Annotated in this window: 17 protein-coding genes; 14 read left to right on the top strand and 3 right to left on the bottom strand. The window is 41.9% G+C overall.

What is annotated here, in order from left to right:
- Positions 1 to 86: 86 nt before the first annotated feature.
- The 8 genes from OCV56_RS24380 (at position 87) to OCV56_RS24415 (ending at position 12571) form a co-directional block, all read left to right on the top strand.
- Entirely contained in the window at positions 87 to 1664 is a 1578-nt protein-coding gene (locus OCV56_RS24380; protein WP_086712123.1) for a type I restriction-modification system subunit M, read from the top strand.
- On the top strand, positions 1661 to 2875 hold the full coding sequence (locus tag OCV56_RS24385) for a restriction endonuclease subunit S (RefSeq protein WP_206192957.1): 1215 nt from the start codon (positions 1661 to 1663) through the stop codon (positions 2873 to 2875). The genes OCV56_RS24380 and OCV56_RS24385 overlap by 4 nt, the downstream gene beginning before the upstream one ends.
- 51 nt (positions 2876 to 2926) lie before the next feature.
- Positions 2927 to 4393 carry an AAA family ATPase gene (locus OCV56_RS24390; protein WP_086712122.1) on the top strand — a complete coding sequence of 489 codons (1467 nt, stop codon included), beginning with the start codon at positions 2927 to 2929 and terminating at the stop codon, positions 4391 to 4393.
- Positions 4393 to 5283: a hypothetical protein gene (locus tag OCV56_RS24395; RefSeq protein WP_086712121.1), complete on the top strand. Its 891-nt coding sequence runs from the start codon at positions 4393 to 4395 to the stop codon at positions 5281 to 5283. Before OCV56_RS24390 ends, OCV56_RS24395 begins: the two co-directional genes overlap by 1 nt.
- 200 nt (positions 5284 to 5483) lie before the next feature.
- Positions 5484 to 8762, top strand: coding sequence for a DEAD/DEAH box helicase (locus tag OCV56_RS24400; protein ID WP_086712120.1), 3279 nt, complete (start codon positions 5484 to 5486; stop codon positions 8760 to 8762).
- Between the two features lie 47 nt (positions 8763 to 8809).
- Positions 8810 to 10333, top strand: a complete 1524-nt coding sequence (locus tag OCV56_RS24405) for an AAA family ATPase (protein ID WP_206192956.1) — start codon at positions 8810 to 8812, stop codon at positions 10331 to 10333.
- 307 nt (positions 10334 to 10640) lie between these two features.
- Positions 10641 to 11873: a VWA domain-containing protein gene (locus OCV56_RS24410; protein ID WP_206192955.1), complete on the top strand. Its 1233-nt coding sequence runs from the start codon at positions 10641 to 10643 to the stop codon at positions 11871 to 11873.
- Between the two features lie 161 nt (positions 11874 to 12034).
- Positions 12035 to 12571, top strand: a complete 537-nt coding sequence (locus OCV56_RS24415) for a HEPN domain-containing protein (RefSeq protein ID WP_086712119.1) — start codon at positions 12035 to 12037, stop codon at positions 12569 to 12571.
- A gap of 269 nt (positions 12572 to 12840) precedes the next feature.
- Here the strand turns inward: OCV56_RS24415 and OCV56_RS24420 are convergent, their stop codons facing one another.
- The 3 genes from OCV56_RS24420 to OCV56_RS24430 all read right to left on the bottom strand — a co-directional run bounded on the left by OCV56_RS24420 (position 12841) and on the right by OCV56_RS24430 (position 16078).
- Positions 12841 to 13494: a DUF3299 domain-containing protein gene (locus tag OCV56_RS24420; RefSeq protein WP_158094613.1), complete on the bottom strand. Its 654-nt coding sequence runs from the start codon at positions 13492 to 13494 to the stop codon at positions 12841 to 12843.
- Positions 13495 to 13583: 89 nt separating this feature from the next.
- Complete coding sequence (locus tag OCV56_RS24425; protein ID WP_086712117.1) at positions 13584 to 14912, bottom strand: metal-dependent hydrolase family protein; 1329 nt, start codon at positions 14910 to 14912, stop codon at positions 13584 to 13586.
- Positions 14913 to 15397: 485 nt separating this feature from the next.
- On the bottom strand, positions 15398 to 16078 hold the full coding sequence (locus OCV56_RS24430) for a glutathione S-transferase family protein (protein ID WP_086712116.1): 681 nt from the start codon (positions 16076 to 16078) through the stop codon (positions 15398 to 15400).
- A 495-nt stretch (positions 16079 to 16573) separates the two neighbouring features.
- Here OCV56_RS24430 and OCV56_RS24435 point away from each other — a divergent pair, with 495 nt between their 5' ends.
- From OCV56_RS24435 to OCV56_RS24460, 6 genes are all read left to right on the top strand, one after another.
- The gene (locus tag OCV56_RS24435; protein ID WP_086712115.1) at positions 16574 to 17671 is read left to right on the top strand and encodes a YdcF family protein; all 1098 of its coding nucleotides are present in this window, start codon (positions 16574 to 16576) and stop codon (positions 17669 to 17671) included.
- Between the two features lie 107 nt (positions 17672 to 17778).
- Entirely contained in the window at positions 17779 to 18030 is a 252-nt protein-coding gene (locus OCV56_RS24440; protein ID WP_004731647.1) for a DUF2999 family protein, read from the top strand.
- 244 nt (positions 18031 to 18274) lie between these two features.
- Positions 18275 to 18664: an ASCH domain-containing protein gene (locus OCV56_RS24445; protein ID WP_086712114.1), complete on the top strand. Its 390-nt coding sequence runs from the start codon at positions 18275 to 18277 to the stop codon at positions 18662 to 18664.
- Positions 18665 to 18990: 326 nt separating this feature from the next.
- Positions 18991 to 20016 (top strand): DUF4382 domain-containing protein, encoded by a 1026-nt coding sequence (locus OCV56_RS24450; protein WP_086712113.1) that lies wholly within the window; start codon positions 18991 to 18993, stop codon positions 20014 to 20016.
- 169 nt (positions 20017 to 20185) lie between these two features.
- On the top strand, positions 20186 to 20926 hold the full coding sequence (locus OCV56_RS24455) for a helix-turn-helix domain-containing protein (protein ID WP_086712112.1): 741 nt from the start codon (positions 20186 to 20188) through the stop codon (positions 20924 to 20926).
- 77 nt (positions 20927 to 21003) lie between these two features.
- On the top strand, positions 21004 to 21921 hold the full coding sequence (locus OCV56_RS24460) for a DMT family transporter (RefSeq protein ID WP_086712111.1): 918 nt from the start codon (positions 21004 to 21006) through the stop codon (positions 21919 to 21921).
- The last annotated feature ends 66 nt before the right edge of the window (positions 21922 to 21987 follow it).

A 21987-nucleotide genomic window follows, 5' to 3' on the forward strand; every position in this document is an offset into this window, starting at 1 on the left:
GCTCTGAATACCCCGCTGGTTGCTCCCGAACTAGCTTTGCCAAAGAACTAAGCAAGCAGTAAAGCGAAAAACTAAGAGAATGAATAATGATTACATCAGGCGCATTAAAGAGCCAAATTGACAAGCTATGGGAAGAATTTTGGACGGGTGGGATCACCAACCCTTTAACCGTCGTTGAGCAAATTACTTATTTGATGTACGCCCGCATGCTAGACATGAACGAGCGTAACGACGAAAAACGTAGCGCACGAACGGGCAACCCATTTAATCGCCGCTTTCCAGACAATAAACAGCACATTCGTTGGGAAAACTTCCGTCATCTTGGCGCAGAAAAGTTATACCCACTAGTAAAAGACGAACTCTTTCCGTATTTCAAAGAACTCACGTCTGATGACACGCTGTTTGCAGACTTTATGAAAGATGCGCAGCTAATGATCCAAAAGCAATCGCTATTGGTTAAAGCGGTTGAGTTGGTGAGTGAGCTGCCGCTAGAAAACAAAGATGTGAAAGGTGACTTGTACGAGTACTTGCTTTCTAAACTAACTACCGCAGGTATTAACGGTCAGTTCCGTACACCGCGTCATATTATTCGTGCCATGATTGAAATGCTCGATGTAGAAGAAACGCACCGAGTGTGTGACCCAGCCTGTGGTACGGGTGGTTTCTTATCTTCGACCTACGAATACCTGCTAGAAAAGTATTCATCACCTGAAGGTGTGGAGAAAGAACAAGCTTTTGACACGGAAGGCAAGCCTGTTTTAGATGTGTACGGCAATCCGGTATTTAATCACTTGTATGCAGGAGATTTGCTAGAAAACCGTGCTCATATCGATTACGACATGTTCCACGGCTTTGATTTTGACTCCACCATGCTCCGTGTAGCGGCAATGAACTTGGTGATGCATGGTGTTAAACAGCCAGATATTCACTACCAAGACACATTAAGCCAAAGCTTTATGGAACGCTTCCCCGATGAGGCAAAAAATGGCTTCGATATCATCCTAGCCAACCCGCCATTTAAGGGCAGCCTAGATGAAGAAGATGTTGATCCTGCGATTCTAAAAGTTGTGAAAACCAAAAAGACCGAGTTGCTCTTTGTTGCGTTGATTCAACGCATGCTTAAGATCGGTGGTCGTAGTGCGACGGTTGTACCTGATGGTATTCTATTTGGTATCTCTAAAGCGCATCAAGCACTGCGTAAGCACCTAATTGAAGATAACCAGTTAGAAGCGGTAATCTCGCTACCAAGCGGTGTGTTCAAGCCATACGCAGGTGTATCTACCGCAATTCTCATCTTCACCAAAGGTGGCAGTACTGAAAACGTTTGGTTCTACGATGTACAGGCCGATGGAAAATCACTTGACGATAAACGTACGCCAATCAAAGAGAACGATTTACCAGACCTCGTTAAGCAGTACAAAGCGTATCAAGCCGCTGTAATGACAGGTGAATCTATTGAGCAGTGGTCAGACAAAACGAAAAAAGCTTTCTTGATAGCGAAAGAGGACATCAAAGCGAACAAATACGATCTGTCGATTAAAAAATATAAAGAAGTGGTTTATCAACAAGACAGCTACGAAGAACCAAAGGTGGTTTTAGGCAAACTTAAAGCGCTAGAGAATGAGATTCTTACTGATTTAAACGAGTTGGAGTCGATGCTATGAGTTGGCCCGTGGTAAGGCTTAAGGATATAGCTGAGCTTATAAATGGTGATAGGTCTAAAAACTATCCTAGCGGAAGCGATATTGTAGATAGTGGTGTTCTATTCCTTAATTCAAAAAATATTGTTAATAACAAGCTGGACTTGCGTTTTAAGAACTTTATAACACAAGAAAAATTTGAATCATTGAGTCGCGGAAAGTTAGAAAGGAATGACCTTGTTATTACTTTACGAGGTACTCTTGGTAGTTGTTGTATCTTTAGTTCAAAATACGCAACAGGATTCATTAACGCTCAAATGATGATTATTCGACCTAATAATAAAGTTGATGCTGATTATCTGTATTATTTTATAACTTCACCAGATACTAAAAATAGATTTGAGAGGTTAAATACTGGCTCCGCAGTGCCACAACTTACGGGAAAGCAGGTCGGCGAACTAGAAATCCCGCTGCCACCACTAGAAGAACAAAAACGCATTGCTGCCATTTTGGGCAAGGCCGATGCGATTCGCCAGAAACGCAAGCAAGCCATTGAACTTGCCGATGAGTTCTTACGCTGTGTGTTTTTGGATATGTTTGGTGACCCGGTAGTTAACCCGAGGGGTTGGGAACAAGTAACCTTATCTACTTTGTCAGAGAAAATTCTAAATGGCACAACCCCTAAAGGGGGAAATGATGTATATGTTGAAAAGGGCATTGCATTTTTAAGAAGTCAAAACGTGTGGAAAAAGCGCATTGATCTAGATGACATCGTTTGTCTTGATGATGAAACACATGCAAAAATGTCCAAAAGTAGTTTGAAACACAAGGATATATTGATAACTAAAACTGGTCGTATCAATACTGAAAACAGTAGTTTGGGACGAGCTGCTATTTACTATGGAACAGATGACGAGGCTAATATAAATGGGCATGTGTATTTAGTTAGGCTTAAACCAGATAATGTACATGAGTTTATTGAATTTATACTTACTACGAAAGAGTATCGAGACCATATAAGATCCGTATGTGTTGGTGGAATAGATAAGCGACAACTAAACAAGAACCATATTGAAGACTTCCCGATAATCTGTCCGCCTAGCAATGAACAACAGCGGTTTGTCAAAATACTTCATCAAAGTCAAAAAGTATTGGATAACTATAAAGAGCAGTTAGGGGGGGCTCAAAACAACTTTTCTGCTCTCTCTCAAAAAGCTTTCTCAGACCAACTATAAATTTCAGAGGTATCTTCGGATGCCTCTTTTTTGATCAAAGGTTAGGTAAAAATGAAAATAACATCACTTACCGTTGGTGGGTTCAAAGGCATTAAAAACAAAGCTACGATCCCACTAGCACCTATCACGTTGTTCTTTGGCGCTAACAGTACTGGCAAAAGCACAGTATTACATGCATTACTGTATCTGTATGAAGTGGCCGCTAAACGCAATTTTGATGCGCAATACAGTTCGATCGCTGGGGAGTCGCTCTACTTTGGCGGTTTTCGCAATATTGTATATGGTAAGGATTTAAATGGCGTTATCACCCTAGGCGCAACACTGGACTTTAGAGACGGTGCAACGGATATTTGGGATGATTATTTATCAGAGTCCGAACGTTGGTTACTAGAGAATACATTATTCTTTACGCCTGATTCAGAAGCTGACGTTTTATCTTTCGAGTTAGATATTAAGTGGGATCATACCAAAAATCGTGCGTACATCAGCCGATATGTATGTAAAAGCCACGGCATTGAGTTTTTCAAAACAACAGCTCAAGCAGGTCGACCAGATTGCCAAATTACTCACTATCAACCACTGCCACATTGGGAAGTAGATGAATCATTTAAAATCGAAAACCTCTTTGATTCAGGCCAATGGGAAGATGTCTCAATAAACGGCCAAGATGCTTTGCCAAATATCTACAAAAAGCTCGATCTATCCAATGCCCCCTTCGATTGGTCTGATGTTTTCGAAAGCCATCCACTGGCAGCCCAGTTGTTTGCAGAAGCCTCACTGTCTCAAGCTGCCTTTGCGCCAATAAAGCTATTAGTAAAAAAACTTGAAGACTTTATCCATATTGGACCATTACGTATTGTACCAACACGTGCGACTGTCTTGAACAAAAACACGAACTCACAGCGTTGGTATGATGGTACTGCTGGTTGGGAAAAATTTGCATTCTCAAGAGATGAAGTCAAAGTTCAAACTAGTAAGAAATTTGAAAGTAGTCGTTTCTTTGGTACTAACTACCGTTTTGAAGCACAAGATTATGGTGACGTAAATTTAAGTGAGAAAAAAGTTATTCTAAGGGATTTATACACCGATATTACATTATTGCCATCAAGCGTAGGTGTTGGCGTTTCTCAAGTGTTTCCTTTTGTAGTTGCTACATCGCTTGAGCAGGACCTTATCGTATCGTGCGAGCAACCTGAACTGCATATTCACCCCAAGTGGCAGTTAGCCTTAGGGGATATGATGCTCGAGGCAACTAAGAAAAACCCTGACCGTATGTTCTTGGTTGAGACCCACAGCGAACATTTGTTATTGAGGCTGTTGAAACGTCGCCGCCAAACCGCAGATGAAGAGATCGAATACGAACCATTTGGTTGTAAGAAAAGTGATGTACAGATAGTTTTTTGTGAGCAATCCGAAGGCAAAACTCGTTTAATTCCAATCAAAACAACTGATGAGGGTGAGTTTGATGCACCTTGGCCAAACGGCTTTTTTGAAGAAAGAAGGGAGGAGCTGTTCTGATGTTGCATTTGGAATTTGCGGTAGCGCCTACTGAAGTCAACTCTTTGGCCGACTTGGCTCTGTTGGATGCGCGACTAGGGTTTGACCGCGGGGCTGTGTTGTCTGGTTTTCCGAAAGCTTGGTTTAGAGATGTCTCTGACCAATTAAGGCAGACGCACAATGGAACTTCGCTGGATAAAGCAACAGAGCGACTTAGAACTTTCAAAAATAATAAGACAGTTACGTTTACTCGAACGTATCAAGAAGGTAGTTGGGTAAATGCAGCTACAGAAAGCCATGGAAATGTTCCGTTTCATAGATTAGTCGAGCAATCATTTACTCAGTTACCTGTTTTTGTTTCTTCGATTACTGAGTTAGAAGACCCCGACTTTAACTACAACTCTCAATTTCCTCGAGATGCATTGTCTCTAGCTCAAGCAGCTACCGCACTTTTACTCGGTGCGGAGAAAGTTACTATTTACGACCCATTTATTTGTGTTACTAAGTCGGGTTATCGTAAAACGCTGCTTGAACTTATGAAGTTATGTAAAAAGGCTGAAGTAGAGTTTCATATTTTTTCAGAAGAAGACGGAAAACCAGCTTGGGCTCGAACAGAAGAAGCTCTAATAGACCTAAAAGCTGTCATGCCCGGGAACATTAAGCTGTATTGGTATTGCGCAGATGATGATGGTTCGGGTTTTTTACATTCTAGAGGTTTATTCACAGCCAAGGGTGGTTTGATCTACGACAGGGGGTTTGCAGAACCAAATGATAGAGATCAACGTCAAGAGCTCACAGATATAACTCCGATGCCCAACGATTTGCTCCAAGCGAAAGCAAATTCTTACAACACGTCTCTTCAATATGAAGATTTTGCTCTTGTGAGAGGTGTTTGGTCCTCGCATCCCTAATGAACAATTGGGGTCTGTAACTTGATGCGATACATGTGGCAGGATTATTTGGCTGTTAATTTGTTTACATATGGTAAATATTATTACCATATAAAACTGTGATAGTTTGCAAAGATTCAATTAAATCATAATGTTAGCGTTTGGCATGCTTGTTGATTGCATTGTTGTATCAACATTTAAGAATCGAGGTGCCATCGAATATGACAGACGCTAATTCTACTACTTTAACAATTCCATCATTTTCTTTCCCGGATATCCAAGTATCTGGAAATAGAGTCGAGAGGTTCGGACGTCGCTCGTTTGAGCTCACAGTATCGATAGCTACTACAGATAACGCTGATATCGTTATTTGTAAGTCGCCAATTGGAGGTGATTACGCTAAGTTTTATATTGTTAAAAGTAAGCGTGTTTGTGTTTCGCACCTTGAAGGTTACCCAGTTTTATACACACTAAAACCTGCAAGTTTTAAGGTGCTAGCTGTCGAATCCGAACTTCGATGGCTAAACCACCCGTTGACGAAATTGAACGATTTGAAACCCTCGCAAATTTCCAAGTCTTGGCAGAATCAGTTCATATTTAAGGCCGAGGACACAGAGTCGGGTAGCTTGGGATTGCGTACGCCTCAAGTCGGTGCTCTTCACGCAATCTCGGCTGAGTTTTCAAGATCAGCGAATATAGAGCCTAGTACAGTCGTTCTACCGACTGGAACAGGCAAAACAGAGACTATGTTGGCGACAACGATCTACCACCGCAGCGACAAAGTCCTGGTGTTGGTTCCTTCAAATTCGTTACGAGATCAAATTGGCGATAAGTTCAAAACTCTTGGTTGCTTGGCAGAGTTGGGTGTTGTACCCGAGGAAATACTCCATCCAGCTGTCGTGAAGATCAAAAAGGGCATTAAGACTGTAGAAGAGGCGCAGAAGCTGCTCGACAGTGCTAATGTGCTAGTTGCAACACCTCAAATATTGAAATCACGCTTTGCCAATTCAGGTGTACTTGAAACAATCTGCAACGCTTGTAGTCATCTTTTTGTTGACGAAGCTCATCATATTTCAGCTAATACGTGGAATGGAATAAAAGAGCAATTTGTTGGAAAAAGAGTTGTTCAGTTTACCGCTACGCCTTTCCGTAATGATACTCAAAGTTTGGGTGCCAAAATCATCTACAACTACACCATGGGTGAAGCTCAAAAAGCAGGCTATTTTACTAACGTACAGCTCGAACCAGTAGAAGAATACTTCCAAGATTCCATGGATCTCGCTATCGCAGATAAAGCAATCAAGTTGCTACAGTATGATATGGATTCAGGGCTTGATCACTTAATGATGGCTAGGGTGAAAACTAAAGAAAGAGCGAAAGAAGTCTTTAATCTATATCAGAAATTAGCGCCAGAGCTTAAACCTGTATTGGTTCATTCTGACCTTTCTAAAACGGAACAAAATAAGCGCCTTGCCTATCTGCGAGCACGAGAAGCCAAAGTGGTAGTATGTGTCGATATGCTAGGTGAAGGGTACGATTTACCAAACCTAAAAATTGCGGCTATTCATGACCATCATAAAAGTTTGGCGATAACGTTACAGTTTATTGGGCGGTTTACCCGTGTCTCTCACAAAGAAACACTTGGTTCTGCAAGCGTGGTTGTAAATATAGCAGATCCTGGCGTTGAAGGTGCGTTGCAGAAATTGTACGCACTTGGTGCTGATTGGGATGAAGTGTTAAGACGCTTGTCAGAGAATCAAATAGAACGAGAGGTGCGATTACAGGAGGTTGTTGACTCTCTTAGAGGGCAAGGTGACTTGCACGAACAGCTTTCGCTCTGGAACTTGCGACCATCTTGCTCAGCTATGTTATTTAAGACAGATTGTGAAAGTTGGAATCCTGAAAAGTTCACGGATATCAAATTCAGTCATGATGAAATGTGGCATTCAATTTCAAGCGAGGAAAATATTTTGGTGTTGTTGGCTGTAGCCAGCACGTCTGTGAAATGGGGTCACTTTAAAGATGTTAAAGACATCAACTACAAAATACTGATAGCTCATTGGGATAATGAACGTAACGCTTTACTCATTTATTCAAATGATTATAAGGGGTTTAAAGTAGAAATACTGGCTGAAAAATTATGTGGTGAGTCCACTTATGTTATGTCAGGAAAACAGATTTTTAATGTTCTCAATAACATCGAATATCCACTGGTGAATAATCTTGGTTCTGCACAAAACGGAGCGATTAGCTTTACGCAATTCTTTGGACCAAACGTTACCGAGGGGCTAAGCGCAGTTGAAAAATCTGCGTCAACTCTTAGCAATATTGCGGCCATGGGGTATGAGGATGGCAACAAAGTATTGTGGGGCTGTTCGGAGCGTAAAGGTAAAGTTTGGTCTCCCAAAGCGGGTTCAATCGCCGACTGGTTACTCTGGGCAAAAGCAGCGTGGGATAAAGTAGTAGAGGGTGGTAATGATGATACAAACATTACACGTGACTTCTTGAGACCTCAGAAAATAGACAACCCTCATCTTTATATGCCGATATCAATACAGTGGGGTGAGCAACTTCAAGTCCGTAATGAAGAGGGCGTCAAAATATACTTTGGTTCATCTTCATTCTACTTGTATGAGGTCGACTTAAAAGTGACATGGGATGAACAAACCAAAGAACCCATTCTGGTTTTTGAGTCCTCTCAAACCGCATCGAAATACAAATTGCTGATCGATCAAGAGCTGTCGAAAGGTTATGACTATCAATTGTTAGAAGGTGAGCCGATCTCTATTCAAGTAGGAAACTCTGAACCTAGAACGCTCATAGAGGAGATGTACCACGATCCGATATTCGTCTATTACGCTGATGGTTCATTTTCTTATAACTGCTATTGGGTTGAGGTGAGGGACAATATAGGTAGTTACTCTCCTGACGCATTGAATCCTGTCGGATGGACCGTGGACATAACGAAAGAGTCAATGGGTGCGAACTTAAATACTAATACAGTACAGCACCAAACTTGGCAGCTTATCGACTCAGAGTACGACATCGTAATCAATGATGATGACCATGGAGAAGCTGCTGATTTAGTGGCAATTAAATCTCTGCCGGACAAGATAATTCTAAGCCTGTACCACTGTAAATACTCTCATGGTAATGAACCTGGAAGACGACTAAGTGATCTTTATGAAGTCTGCGGGCAGGCTCAACGTTCTGTACGTTGGAAGCATGTTGGTCTTCCTTATTTATACAAACATATTCAAAAGCGTGAGGGAGCTTGGAAAGGGCGAGGTCAAAGCCGTTTTTTGAAAGGGAATATAGCTCAGTTGGAAAGCATCAAAAATCGCTCACGTACCACTCCTATCGAGTTTCAAGTCGCAGTGGTGCAACCGGGAGTGAGCAAAGAGAAAATTACAGAAGAAATGCTCAAATTACTTGGAACAACAGAACTTTTCATAAAGAAAACAACATTAGCTGAGTTACGCGTGTGGTGCTCGGACTAAATCCGTTACCAAATGTACGCTAACGACATAAAGAGAAGGAATTTATTTTGACAACGACAGTATGTACAACAACGATGAACAGAAAAGACAAGCTACAAACACTAATGGCCCAGATGAGTGATGGATTATTGGAAAGAGAGCAGCAAGTCCGACTTATGATGCTAGCCGCACTTTCTGGTGAGCATGTGTTACTCGTTGGGCCTCCAGGAACGGCTAAAAGTGAATTGGCAAAGCGGCTGAAAAGTGTCTTTGTTGAGGCCAATTACTTCGAGCGTCTAGTGACACGTTTTTCTGTACCTGAAGAGTTATTTGGCCCCCTTTCGATTAAATCGTTAGAAGAAGACCGATACAACAGGTTAACTAGTGGATATTTACCAGAAGCATCCGTTGCGTTTATTGATGAAATATTCAAAGCCAATAGTGCGATATTAAATAGTCTTTTGACGTTGCTGAATGAACGCCAGTTCGACAATGGAAATCGGAGAGTTGATGTTCCCTTAGTCTCTATAGTTGCAGCGAGTAATGAATTACCTGATGCTCAGGAACTAAGTGCACTGTATGATAGATTTATTCTGCGCTCTTACGTGTCACCTGTGTCTAATGATTCATTTGACAAACTATTGTGCGGTGCATTAGTGGATTTTGATCCAGAGCTCAATATCCGTTTGAAAATAGAAGATTTAAATGAGGTACAGCATCTTGCCGAGAAAGTAGTTATAACTCCTGCGACATTAGAAGCTTGCAAAGAGTTTCGACATTACTTAACCGCACAAGATATTTACGTATCTGATCGCCGTTGGCGAAAATTGGTGAAGTTAATGAAGGTATCTGCTTTCACATCAGGCTTCACTGAAACCAGTATTTACGACACTTGGATTTTGCCGCATTGTTTATGGGAGCAACCAGAGCAATTTGAAGGCCTACAAGAGCTCTACAAGCGATTGGTGACAGTCGACGGAAAAACTCCGTCATCGCGTTTGACGCAGGTTATCAAAGCGTGGGAAACAAAACTTAAGGAAGACCAACTTACTCATAAACAAGATTCTAAAGGCCGCCCTTTGTATCTTGACCGAGAAGGCGATGAAGTCGTGGAAGAGGTTAGCAAGTACCACAAAAAAGATAACTACGGAAAATTGTTGTACTGGAATAGTTACTACAAAGAGAAAACTACTAATAAAAGAAATCACATGGGAAGTGGAGAAAATAAACCAATTTTTGATGAAGTTAAAAATACTCCAATCCCTCTGAATAGCTCATTTTCGAAAGCTCATATTGAAGGTCGAGTTAGAGAAATCCAAAGTCTAAGAAGTAGTGTAGAATCCCATTACAATCATGTGAACAAAGAGCTATCAGAAGTCTCTGGCTACTTTGATATACACCTCTGGCTAGAAAAAAGCTTATTGTCTGAAGTTACCAATGCTCTTCAAGCGTCTATAAAAGAGGGTGATAAATTACTTAAAAGGGTTGCTTCGTTGGAATCAGGTTTTAAAAACCTTCCTCTAGAAGAATCCCCAACTTTAATTCTAGATCCAAGTAATAGTGACGTAATCGAAGGAGAACTGTGTGATTAACGAGTCATATCAAGTTCAATCTCCGTTATTCAATTTGGATAGCCTATTTACATGCCTCGATAACGTGCCGGAGAAGTTTCTTCCCGCTGTTATTACAAATACTAATGGTGAATTAGTAGAACGGTGCGAGTCCCTAGTTAATTCCAGAAATGAACTTCTTGTGGGGGGGAGCCCGACGAGCTTGTTTCCTTTGGCTCCTCAACCACTAAAAAATGCTATTTGTAAAGTGATTGAGGACACAGAATTAAACCGCTATTGCTCACAAAGTTCAGAAGTTACAGACGCTTTGCTATCGGACATACTTATCGTGATAGATAAGATTCAGTCTCAAGCAGTGCCTTTAATAGACGATCTGATTAAACAGTTGGAAGATGAGGCGTTAATTCAAATTAAGCTAGCCTTAGAGAAGAAAAAGAGTAAGCGTAAAGAAGTTAAATCCTTGTCTCTTACCAGTGCACAGCGAGCCAATATATCCGTGACTGCCTCAGAGGAGACCTGGCAGCAATTACTCTCTGAGCAGGATGGCGTTAGTATCTTGCCTGATGTATGGCAAGAGAGGCTAACAGTATGGGCTCAATTAGAAGAGGTATTTACTGAACTTGGACTGATTACAGGTTTAGGCTTTGACTTATCAAAAGGCGTTTTCCAAAGCCATGGCTGGCTCGATATTGTTCGGTTAAACAAGCTTGTTAAAAAGCTTCCCAAATTGCAAAACCTGATTCGAGACTTAGGGCGTGATGAGCAAGCAGAAGGGTTAGTCCTTGAAGAAATAGTAATCAAAATGAGTGCAACTTCCAGACATGAAAAGTATGTAACGACACCTCTTGTTCCAATGGAGACGAAAGGTATTACTCGCTCTGATTCGATCTCTAGAATGTTGCCTCAAGAAGCCTCACTGTTAACCAACCCTGTACTTAAAAAACTGTGGCACGCCAAGCGAGCTGAGCATGCTTTACTTTCTTACTCAGTGGAAGGGACTGAGAACCTAGAAACAGAAGAGTTAATAGAACAAGAGAGTATAAGTGAAAAGCAGGTCAATAAAAGTAATAAGAACCGAGGTCCGATGGTGATCTGCTTGGATACATCGGGCTCTATGGCTGGGTTGCCAGAAAATATTGCCAAAGCCAGTGTTTTGGAATGTCTAAAGGTCGCATACAAGGAAAAGCGTCGCTGTTACGTTTATTTGTTTGGTAGTAAGGGAGAAGTCAGTGAGCTTGACCTAACATTGGATGCTTCAGGCTTTAATGTCTTACTTAATTTTTTGACCATGTCTTTTAGTGGTGGTACTGATGCTGAAGGGCCACTTAACAAAGCTCTAGAAAAATGTGATTCGGAAGAGTGGTATAAAGCCGATATTTTGCTAGTGAGTGATGGCGAATTTCCAGTGTCTCCGGGATTAAGTAGAAAAATTAGCAACCGAAGGAAAAATCATGGGTTACAGGTTCACGGTATTCAAATAGGTAACTCTCACTACGCATCAATGAACAAAATTTGTGAACCCATTCATTACTTTTCAGAGTGGACTGACTTAAGACGTTAGACGCTTGTTAGCTATGCGAATCTACTCCCAGCAAGATTCGTAGCTAACAGTCACTAGCGTATTGAAGTAATTCAACTTTATTGAACTTAGTTATCATTGATTGAATCCTAAATATGGTAAATTTCACTTTATGCATATAGTCATGATAACTAGGATCAAGGATGTCAGAAGCTAAAGCCAATTTTGAGTACGCGATCTCAGACGCAGAGCAATTACTAGAGTGTTACGATCAGTTAAACGGATGTCACTCCAACTCCCAACCTCCAGAGGTACTTAAGAGAGCAACTCTGATAATGACTCTTACTGCTTGGGAAACCTATGTAGAAGACATAGCAAAAGAGCTTGTTGATGCGAAATATGGTGTTGTTATAGGCTCACAACTTGGAAGAATTGTTGAGAACCGACTGGATGAGCATCTTAAATACTTTAACAATCCTGGGTCAAAAAAGACCAAAGCACTTTTTGCTGAGTTCTTCGGTATTGATGTCACCGAAGCTTGGGTTTGGAATAATTTTCAAACCGCTGATGAAGCTAGATCACAACTCAATAAATGGTTAAAAAAACGAGGAGAGGCAGTTCACCGCGCTCAAACCGATAGAACCGAAGCTCACATCGTTAAGCGCGAAGAGCTGGACAAGTGCATCAGGTTCTTTAGAGAGTTGGTGAACGTGACTGATACAAGGTTATCGGAACTGTAATGATTGTATGTTTTCTAATCTTGAGATGAGTCTTACCAGTTAGCTGAAAGTAACTTTCTTACTGCAGTAGTTTTGCTGAAATACTTGATTCACAAAAATATCAACTTATGGTTGTTTTATGCGATATCAAGATATGGTTGTTTTTAGATTAAGTCTATGATTTTAATGAGTTCATTGTTGTCACGTTATGGTTGTTTCAACAGTTTAAAAATCAAGAGCCGCTTTTTAGCGGCTCTTTGATATAAGAAGCGTGTTACACGTGTACCTGTTTAATAGAAATCGACTTTACTTGCGTCCATAGAATAGATTGTGGAGACTTCGGATTCACCATCGACATAACTAATATCTAAAGTGGAATTTTTAGTTGTGATCTTTCCTTCAATCCACATCGGAGTTGATAGAGAGTCAACTTCAACCCCTTGTGGATAGTCAACCAGAATCATTTGATTCGCTGGTGGTGGAGGGGTATGGATACATGCCCCTGCTGTTGGGACAAACAAAAACTTAGTGACCTTTAAACCATCGAAATCGATCGGCGTAATATAGCCTGGAACTCGATGAGTTGCGTTAAGGATGCTTGGGTTTGCTTGCGTTGCCATAATTTTTCGTTGGTCAGTAATTTGCTCACGTAGATCAAGCAATTTATGGATATCAATCCCCGCTTTTTCTAGTCGAGCCTTAGATACCGCATACTCTTTTTTTAGTTCTTCTGAAGGAGATTGCTCAGCTATATTGCTAATTTGAAGGTATTTAGCCACGTAGGCTAAATCATCCAATTGATTTACATTAAGGTGTACAAAAGGGTCTTCGATTGTTTCTATATTTGGGCGAAGCTCTTCCCAATAGGTATACGACACTTCGTTAGAAAAAGCTGAAAGTGAAAAGGCAGACAAAACAACAGTTAAGAAAAGTTTGCGACACATAGAAATCATATTCTGAACAACCATAGAAAATAAGAGTTAACGTGGATTTGAGGGAATGAGGGCAAGTCGTTCAACTTGCCCTAGTTTTGTTATAGGGTGTCTTTGTAAACTTTCCCGTCTTTCATGATGTATTGGAATTTCTCTTCGTATTGATTCAGAATTTCAATGTCATCAAGTGGATTACCATCAACAAGAATCAAGTCGGCATAAGCTCCTGCTTCAATCTTACCTAATGAGCCATATTTATAAGGGTTCATACCACCACTCCAGCTTAATACTTCAGCCGCATTAGAGGTTCCCATTTTCATGATATCAAATGGCGTGAATCCTGCTTTTTGCATGTAGGTCATGTTCTCTGCTTGTGCCATGTTATAGGCAGGCCCAAACATATCACCGCCGGTTACTACAAGAATGTCGTGCTTCTTAGCCCACTTGAACATCTGTAATGCACCTTCGTAAACTTTAGAAGCTTTTGCTTTCTGGTCTGGACTAAAGAAAGTGATTGATTCTGGATCAGCAAAAGCTTTAAGTGACATCACCGCTTGCGCTGATAGTGCAACGCCTTCTTTTTTCATACGTTTGATTGTATCTTCCGATACCAAGAAATTGTGCTCGATAGTACGAACACCTGCGTCGATAGCACGGTTAACTGAGCGATCGTGATACGCGTGTACGGTTACATAAGTGCCGTAATCTTTAGCAACTTCTACCGCTGTCTCTAGCTCTTCTACCGACATTTGGGTCATGTGGATAGGGTCAAATTCACTAGCAACACCGCCACCTGCCATGACTTTAATTTGGGTAGCACCAGCTCTTAGGTTCTGGCGTGCGGCGCGACGGACTTCCGTTTTACCATCAACGATATAACCAAAACCATGGCGCTCAAGATCATCAACAGCTCCTGGCTGGTCATTAAAGTTACCTGTGTCAGCATGGCCGCCTGTTTGGCTTAGGAAGCCGCCTGATGGGTAGATTCTAGGTCCATCAATCAATCCATTATTAACCGCTTTTGCCACACCCAAGATATTACAGCCAGCATCACGAGCCGTCGTAAAGCCTTGTTCTAGATATTGATTCATTGAAACGTAGGTTCTGGCACCCATTGCCATTTGATCATATCCCTGCTTACCTACTAACATGCCTTCTTGGATACACAAGTGAGAGTGCATGTCGATAAGCCCAGGAATCATCGTTTTACCTTGTCCATCCACGACAGTTGCATCAGCTGCGTCAATTGCAGATTTAGATATCTTCTCTATTTTGTTATCAACCACGAGTACATTGTGGTCTTCATAGAGCTTGTTTTCAGTTCCATTAAAGATGTCAACATTGGTAAAAAGGGTAGACGCGGCATTCGCTGAAAAGGCGAGTGAGCATGATATTGCGACAACTGACAGTTTAAGACTCTTATGTTTCATTATGGTACCTATAATTTCCGTGCGTGGCGGGGTATCCGCATCGCGTAACAATCCTTACTAAACTAGTGTTACGAAGTTAGTTATTCAGAAAATATCCGTTTTAAATGACTAACATTCATAAACTTAGGAGTAATGTTGCCAGTAATCAAGGTTTGATAATTGCCATTTGATGACATGAAGATTTATGACTAGATTTGATTGCGGTGATTTGATCTTTGCGCGCGGTATGGCTTATAGGGTGCAGGGTGTCATAAAGGAGCGAGATAGATATATCTACAGGCGAGGAGCGATTATTAGCAATAACAACACTCAAACAGCAGGCATTAAGTCTGCTGTTTGAGTGTTGTTACTATGAGGATCGTTTAGTGACTTCGCCTACATCGTAAACTTTATCTGCTTTGTGACGAACAAAGTAATCAACAAGGCACGTTTTATCTTAGATATAAATATCTAGAAGCAGATAACAGTACCGTCGTTATGCTGAATTATTCGTTGATTGGAAAGTTAGACGGGAACAGTGCACGTTTCGCTTCTTCATCACGTTCGGTTTTAAATTCAATATCTTTGCCGGTTTCGCGGGCACGCAGTGCGGCTGGGCGAGTGTTGATGGCGTTAAACCAGCGCTTCAAGTTCGGGTAAGGTTCTAGGCCTTCTTCACCAAGCACGACAGGTGCTTTATCAATCCAGCCCCATGCGGCTACATCGACAATGGTGTACTCATTACCGACGATAAACTCACGGCCTTCCATATACTTTTCTAGCACTTCGTAATGACGTTGCGCTTCACGTAGGTAACGGTTTACTGCGTAGTCTAGGCCTGCTGGCGCAGCATGGTGGAAGTGTACCGATTGGCCGGAGTATGGGCCAAGGCCACTCGCAATAAACATCATCCAAGAGAGCAGTTCGGCTCTGTCTTCTGGCTGACCACCAAGCTTGCCTGTTTTCTCTGAGAGATACAGAAGGATAGCGTTCGAATCGAACACGCGTTGTCCTTCGTCTTCAATCGCTGGCGTTTTTCCATTTGGATTTATTAAGCGATATTCCGGCGTGTGTTGTTCGCCTTTTAAAGTATCAACAGGAACGAGTTCAAAATCTAGGCCTGTCTCTTCTAGAAACAGAGCGATCTTCATTGGGTTGGGTGTTTGGTGAAAATAGAACTTAAGCATGGGGTAACTCCTTGTATTGGTAATTCATTAAAGCATCACTTGAACGATCGTTCAATAATTGATTTTAATTTATTTGAAAATCGGCTGATGCGTGTTTTAAATCTATGTGCTTAAAACTTCTTTATTAGAGCGAGAATGGAATCGAGCGATTCAGTGTGTTGGATTTTAAGCTGTTGAAAAAAAGAGCTTAAAGTAGCTTTTTTGATTCGTCGTTTTATGTGGAGTTTGGCTTTGTGATGGGGGGTTTTTGGTGGGATAGGCGTATGAAATCCGCGGATAGATATTCCAACAAAAACGTTGAGAACTGGTTAAAACCAGAATTATCTGGATACACAGGCTTACTGGTAAGTTCAAAATCGTGATCTACTGCCACACCTTATGCCACAAATGAATATAAACGTTGGAGATTCAGGTGTACTTCACGGTTTTTTAATCTTAGGGACTTACATTGGTGAGCAAATCTGATGTGAACACTTAACGACACAGGATCTTTCCATGAAAAAGAACATTATCGCCCTCGCTCTTGGTGGCATGCTTGCTTTTGGCGCAACACCTTATTCTTTTGCTGCTAACGATGGTGCAGTACAAGCTTCAGCGGATTACGCGCAGTTGGTGACTAAGCGACAAGTTGTCGACCAACTACTTCTTGATGCGTTGCAGGCGTTTAAGTCTCCGGCAAGAATTTCTCACGCGGGTTTCACGGCTAAAATGCCAAGCAACATGGAAATTGTGACCAACCGATTGTTAGAAGCTTATCAGCTAGAGCCTTACCGTACCGATTTGCTTATCTCGGCAGCAAACGCTCAGATCTACAACAAGAATGCAGAGCGCGCTATTGAGTTGTTTGAGCAAGCGCTGACGGTTGCCCCAGACGATGTTGACCTTCACGCTTACCTTGCGGTTTGGCAGCGATTTGAAGGCAATGAAAGTGAATCCAATAAGCACATGGAGAAACTGGAAAGTCTGAACAAAGGCAAAGCAGAGGACATCAAACGTATTTTTGCTACGGTCGATCGGGTTTTAGAGACACCACTGAAAGAGTCTGCGGACAAAGGTCTGCTTGATGACCATGGCGCGATCGTTACTTTGGGTTACGCGCTTAATCCAGACGGCTCAATGCATCAGATCTTGATTGAACGTCTTGAAACAACATTGGCGATGGCTAAAGCGAATCCGGATGCGGTGATCGTGTTAACGGGTGGCGTGCCGAAGAACCACAAGACTGAAGGCAAGTTGATGGCGGACTGGCTTATCGAGAAAGGGGTAAGTAAAGATCGCATCATTGAAGAGAATTATGCGACCAGCACGGTAGGCAATGCCTTATTCAGTAGCTATGCACTTGCTCGTCATGATATTAAGCACGCGACCATTATCAGTTCGGCAAGCCACGTTCGCCGTGGTCAAACTTTGTTTGAAGTGGCAAGCTGGCAAACCGGCCCTCAGGGCATTACTTTCGATACGGTTTCTTACCCAGACAAGCCACTTTCAGAACTTAAGAAAGCAAGTGATGGAGAGCTACTAGGTATCTACCGTGACGCTCTTAGAACGTATGGTATGTGGAGCTATCGCTCTTACCCATTAGAGTCTCGCTAGGCTTTAGGTTACTTCACGGTAGGCAAAGTATAAGTTGCTAGTACAATCGAGCACGGCTAGATGGTATGCTGTGCTCCTACTTAATTTAGTGTTTCAAAGGCAAAAAAATGAACCCGATTTTAGCAATGTTGAAAGAGAACAATATTAGCGACGAGCAGATCAGCGAGCTATTCAAAACGTTGACAGAGAACCCTCTTGCAGCAATGGCGACGATCAGCCAACTTGGTTTACCACAAGATAAACTTCAAATGCTGATGGGGCAGGTAATGCAAAACCCTGCGCTAATCAAAGAAGCAGTTGAAGAGCTTGGCCTAGATTTTTCTAAGGTTGAAGCCGCTAAAGAGCAACTTCAAAAATAATAGAGTGTGAATGAGCGATTTTGTTAGGGAGCGATAGCCGATTCGGTTAACTGTTCTTGAGATCGTGAATTAGACTCCAATAAAAAGCCGTTTGAGTATCAATACTTAAACGGCTTTTTTGATCTTGGCGTTCAATTAAAGTGCGTGAACTAAGCTAAATGACAGGGCGTGTTTATCGCTATCTTAACAACAGTGATTGACATGATTGAACAAGTTTAAATATAACATTCGCAAAAGAGGGCTTATGAATTCTTACAAGCTGGAAATCTATCAACGACCACTAGACGCAATAAAGAGTGGCGCTAAGCGTGTTGAGATAAGAACAAATAACAGTTATGAAGCCATTCAATATGACCAGTTGAATAAAGGAGACCACATTGTTTTTCAAGTGATATCAGGCCCACCGTTTGTTGGTTTAGATGTGATTCAGCCAAATGCGCTGACTGTCGAAATATTGGACGTAAGACATTTCCCTGATCCTAGAGCGTTATTGATGGCAGAGGGGCTAGGAGTGTTATCTAATTTGAGTGATTCAATTGATGAGGGCGTTGAGCTTCTCTACAGCTTTCACGAATACAAAGAGATGATCCCGGTTCACGGTATATTCGCCATAGAAATTCGAACTATCGAATAGTCTCTTTATTCGAATGAACCTCAAGCCAAAGTACTCATGTTCTTTGGCTTTTTACTTGATGGCTAAGGTACTTTGAATACATTTGACAGAGCCTTTACCAATTTCGTGAGCGTATTGACAAATTACTTACTAGACTTAATTAACCTATGCGCGACTTGATATGTGCACCTATTTGAACAGCGATGATGGACGAGCAGTAGCCCCAAATAATTGGAGGTGCGTGATAGATCCATACCGTTGTCAATCTAGAGCTCACAACAAGGCTATGAATAAAAGGGCACTTAAGTAAGTCCTTTATTGAGCAGTGATTTTATAGGAAATGAGTTATGAAGTATTTAAAGGAAACCGCTTTAGCAAGCCTTGTGCTGGCTGGGCTTGTTGGTTGTGGTGGTGATTCAGGATCATCAAGCAGTACGACACCAATTACCTTGAGCGTGAGTGATGCGCCCATTGATGATGTTAAAGACGTCACTGTGACATTCAGTAAGGTTGCTTTACTTCCCCAACAGGGAGGTTCTCCATTGGTATATGACGTCTATAAAACGGATGAAAACGGTGACTATGTTGATGAAAATGGCGATCCATTACCCGATGGTGCGGATCCTATTCCGTTAAGTGTTAACTTATTGGATTACCAAGGCAGCGATGCGCTCCCTTTGATTGAAAATGAGGTAATTCCGGTAGGCAGTTATAAGTTGTGTGTGTTTGCGAATGATGGCGATCACCCAACAGATCCATCTTACGTGGTAGAAAACGATGATACGACTCGTGAGTTAACGGTGAAAGGTGAAGGTGCGTGCCCGCAAGGTGTGGGTAAAGAAGATAACGCTGGCGTGCTTTACTTTAATAACTCATTTAATGTGAACCAACAAAGTAACGACTTTGTTGTCGAGTTCGATCTTCGACGTGGCCTAAAGAACAGTTCGACTTTCCCTGATTACACCATTCAAAGAACGTCTGTAAGCCTTATCAATACGGTTGAGACAGGAAATATTGAAGGCACTGTTGCTCTTTCTACTTATGACACTTGTAACGGTGGTGACAATACATTTGCTCAGTCGGTGTACTTGTATGAAGGTAATGTCGATAAGCCTGACATGGCTCCGATTGGCGGTAGTGATGAAGTGAAACCGATCACTTCAGCGTCAGTAGCAATGAATCAAGCACAGACGAACTATGAATTTTCTCTGGGCTTCATTGATCCAGGTACGTATTCGTTAGGCTATACCTGTACTGCACAACATGACAGTGATGAAGACAATGCTGATCCGGTTGCTGATGGTTTTGAAATCTTTGATGTTCAAAATAGTGTTCAGGTAGTGGTCGGTCAGGATAGCCAAGTATCGTTTTAAATCTTTGACGTGATTTACCATTCTAATAAATACGGCCTCTCATTTGGAGGCCGTTTTTGATTACGTAGCTAGCATGTATTTGATGAGCATTGAGTGTGCCTCTAGGGAAGTGATAATGTAACGTTGTGTCTCTTACTCTAACCTAGCGAAATGTACTCCGGCGTTGCTCATGAAATCTAGCTTAAGTATTCGATCTTACACCAAGCAATTTAATACCCATGCACATGATGACCATCATCAATTGGTATTGCCGATCCAAGGCAGTATTAATATCGAAATGGTGGGATATGTCGGTAAAGTGGCCGTGGGCGAATGTGTGGTGATTCCGGTAACGACAGCGCATGCGTTTAAAGCGGATGAAGCGGCGCGGTTTATTGTTGCGGATATGATGGAGTTACCGCAGCACTTGTTAGAGCATGAGCTTTCGGTTTTCACGATAACGCCGCCTTTGATGAGCTTCTTGTTATTTGTTGAGAAGCAGCTGGAATATCAAGTCGACAGTGGCATTGAATCAACTATCTTGGATGTGTTTTCACTGCTGTTAGAGCAACAAGAAGTAAGCAAGAGTATCGACCCTCGTATTCGAGCGGTGCAAAGGCTCATTGCGGATAATTACGCCCAACCTCTCTCGATTTCTCAACTTGCAGAAACGGCCTGTTTAAGTCCTACTCAATTTAAAAAACGCTTTAAAGAGTGCATTGGAATCAGTGCGCTTAAGTACATCACTCGCTATCGTATGGAGAAGGCTCAAGCCTTGCTAAGTCATACCGATTTACCCGTTCAATTGGTCGCAGAAAATGTGGGTTATAGCGACCTATCTGCATTCAGTCGTCGTTTCTCTCAGCACTTTGGCATGTCTCCAAGGGCGTTTTTGGGCTCGATGAAAGAGAGTCTTTCAAAACAAGAATAGCGTCCTTTTGGCAAACTCAACTTAGTTTATGTTCACTATTATCTATTTCAGAAATGAAAATAAACTAGGTAATAGTAATGAATCTTGCCATCAATCGCGTTAACGAATTCCAAACAGGCACTTTAGCCATTGTGTTTGCTTCTGTTTTATGGGGCACGACGGGCACGGCAGCAAGCTTTGCACCTGATCTCAGTCCATTAGCGATTGGCGCATTTTCGATGGGTGTAGGCGGCTTAATGCAAGCGGTCTTGGCGTATCGAAAGATCTTATCTTCACTTGATAAGCTTTTGCTCAACAAAAAGCTGTTAGCGGCGAGTGCATTGGCTTTGGCGATCTATCCTCTGGCTTTTTACTCTTCAATGAAGTTATCGGGTGTCGCAATGGGTACGGTGGTGTCGATTGCTACTGCGCCTTTCTTTTCTGCTCTTTTAGAGTGTCTTATTAGCAAAAAGAATAATATCAACAAGCGCTGGCTCACGAGCTTTGCCATTGGAGTCGTTGGTATTGGGCTACTGGTATTTTCAGAATCATCATCAGTGAGTGCTTCTGGTGATGCTCTGAAGCTTTTGGGCATTGGATTGGGGCTAGTTGCTGGGTTGTGTTACGCCATTTATTCGTGGGCGACAAAAGCTCTGATAGACGAAGGCATTAAGTCGCAAGCGGTAATGGGCAGCATATTTGGGTTGGGAGCGATGTTGTTGCTGCCAACGCTATGGTTTACAGGGGATAACCTATTCGCATCGAATACCAACATATTAGTGGTGAGTTACTTGGTGTTACTTCCTCAATGTTTGGGTTATATCGCCTTCAGTTTTGGGCTACGCCATGTCACAGCAAGTAGCGCAAACTTGATTACCTTGCTTGAGCCAGTTGTTGCCGCCGTATTGGCCGTGTGTATTGTGGGTGAGCTTATTCCATTGGTTGGATGGCTAGGTATGTTCTTGATAGTGATGTGTTTATTCATCCAATCTCAGCCAGCTAAAAAGCCGTTATAAGTATTTGTTAAAGCAAGATTAATTGAATTAAATTCATGTGTGAATCTTATAATTGAATAAAATGAG

The sequence above is a fragment of the Vibrio gigantis genome, assembly GCF_024347515.1.
Lineage (GTDB): Bacteria > Pseudomonadota > Gammaproteobacteria > Enterobacterales > Vibrionaceae > Vibrio > Vibrio gigantis.

Coding starts and splice junctions, on each gene's coding strand:
- OCV56_RS24460 (WP_086712111.1), top strand. CDS start 21,004: ATGAATCTTGCCATCAATCGCGTTAACGAATTCCAAACAGGCACTTTA.
- OCV56_RS24435 (WP_086712115.1), top strand. CDS start 16,574: ATGAAAAAGAACATTATCGCCCTCGCTCTTGGTGGCATGCTTGCTTTT.
- OCV56_RS24425 (WP_086712117.1), bottom strand. CDS start 14,912: ATGAAACATAAGAGTCTTAAACTGTCAGTTGTCGCAATATCATGCTCA.
- OCV56_RS24385 (WP_206192957.1), top strand. CDS start 1,661: ATGAGTTGGCCCGTGGTAAGGCTTAAGGATATAGCTGAGCTTATAAAT.
- OCV56_RS24390 (WP_086712122.1), top strand. CDS start 2,927: ATGAAAATAACATCACTTACCGTTGGTGGGTTCAAAGGCATTAAAAAC.
- OCV56_RS24450 (WP_086712113.1), top strand. CDS start 18,991: ATGAAGTATTTAAAGGAAACCGCTTTAGCAAGCCTTGTGCTGGCTGGG.
- OCV56_RS24400 (WP_086712120.1), top strand. CDS start 5,484: ATGACAGACGCTAATTCTACTACTTTAACAATTCCATCATTTTCTTTC.
- OCV56_RS24415 (WP_086712119.1), top strand. CDS start 12,035: ATGTCAGAAGCTAAAGCCAATTTTGAGTACGCGATCTCAGACGCAGAG.
- OCV56_RS24430 (WP_086712116.1), bottom strand. CDS start 16,078: ATGCTTAAGTTCTATTTTCACCAAACACCCAACCCAATGAAGATCGCT.
- OCV56_RS24395 (WP_086712121.1), top strand. CDS start 4,393: ATGTTGCATTTGGAATTTGCGGTAGCGCCTACTGAAGTCAACTCTTTG.
- OCV56_RS24440 (WP_004731647.1), top strand. CDS start 17,779: ATGAACCCGATTTTAGCAATGTTGAAAGAGAACAATATTAGCGACGAG.
- OCV56_RS24380 (WP_086712123.1), top strand. CDS start 87: ATGATTACATCAGGCGCATTAAAGAGCCAAATTGACAAGCTATGGGAA.
- OCV56_RS24455 (WP_086712112.1), top strand. CDS start 20,186: ATGAAATCTAGCTTAAGTATTCGATCTTACACCAAGCAATTTAATACC.
- OCV56_RS24445 (WP_086712114.1), top strand. CDS start 18,275: ATGAATTCTTACAAGCTGGAAATCTATCAACGACCACTAGACGCAATA.
- OCV56_RS24420 (WP_158094613.1), bottom strand. CDS start 13,494: ATGTGTCGCAAACTTTTCTTAACTGTTGTTTTGTCTGCCTTTTCACTT.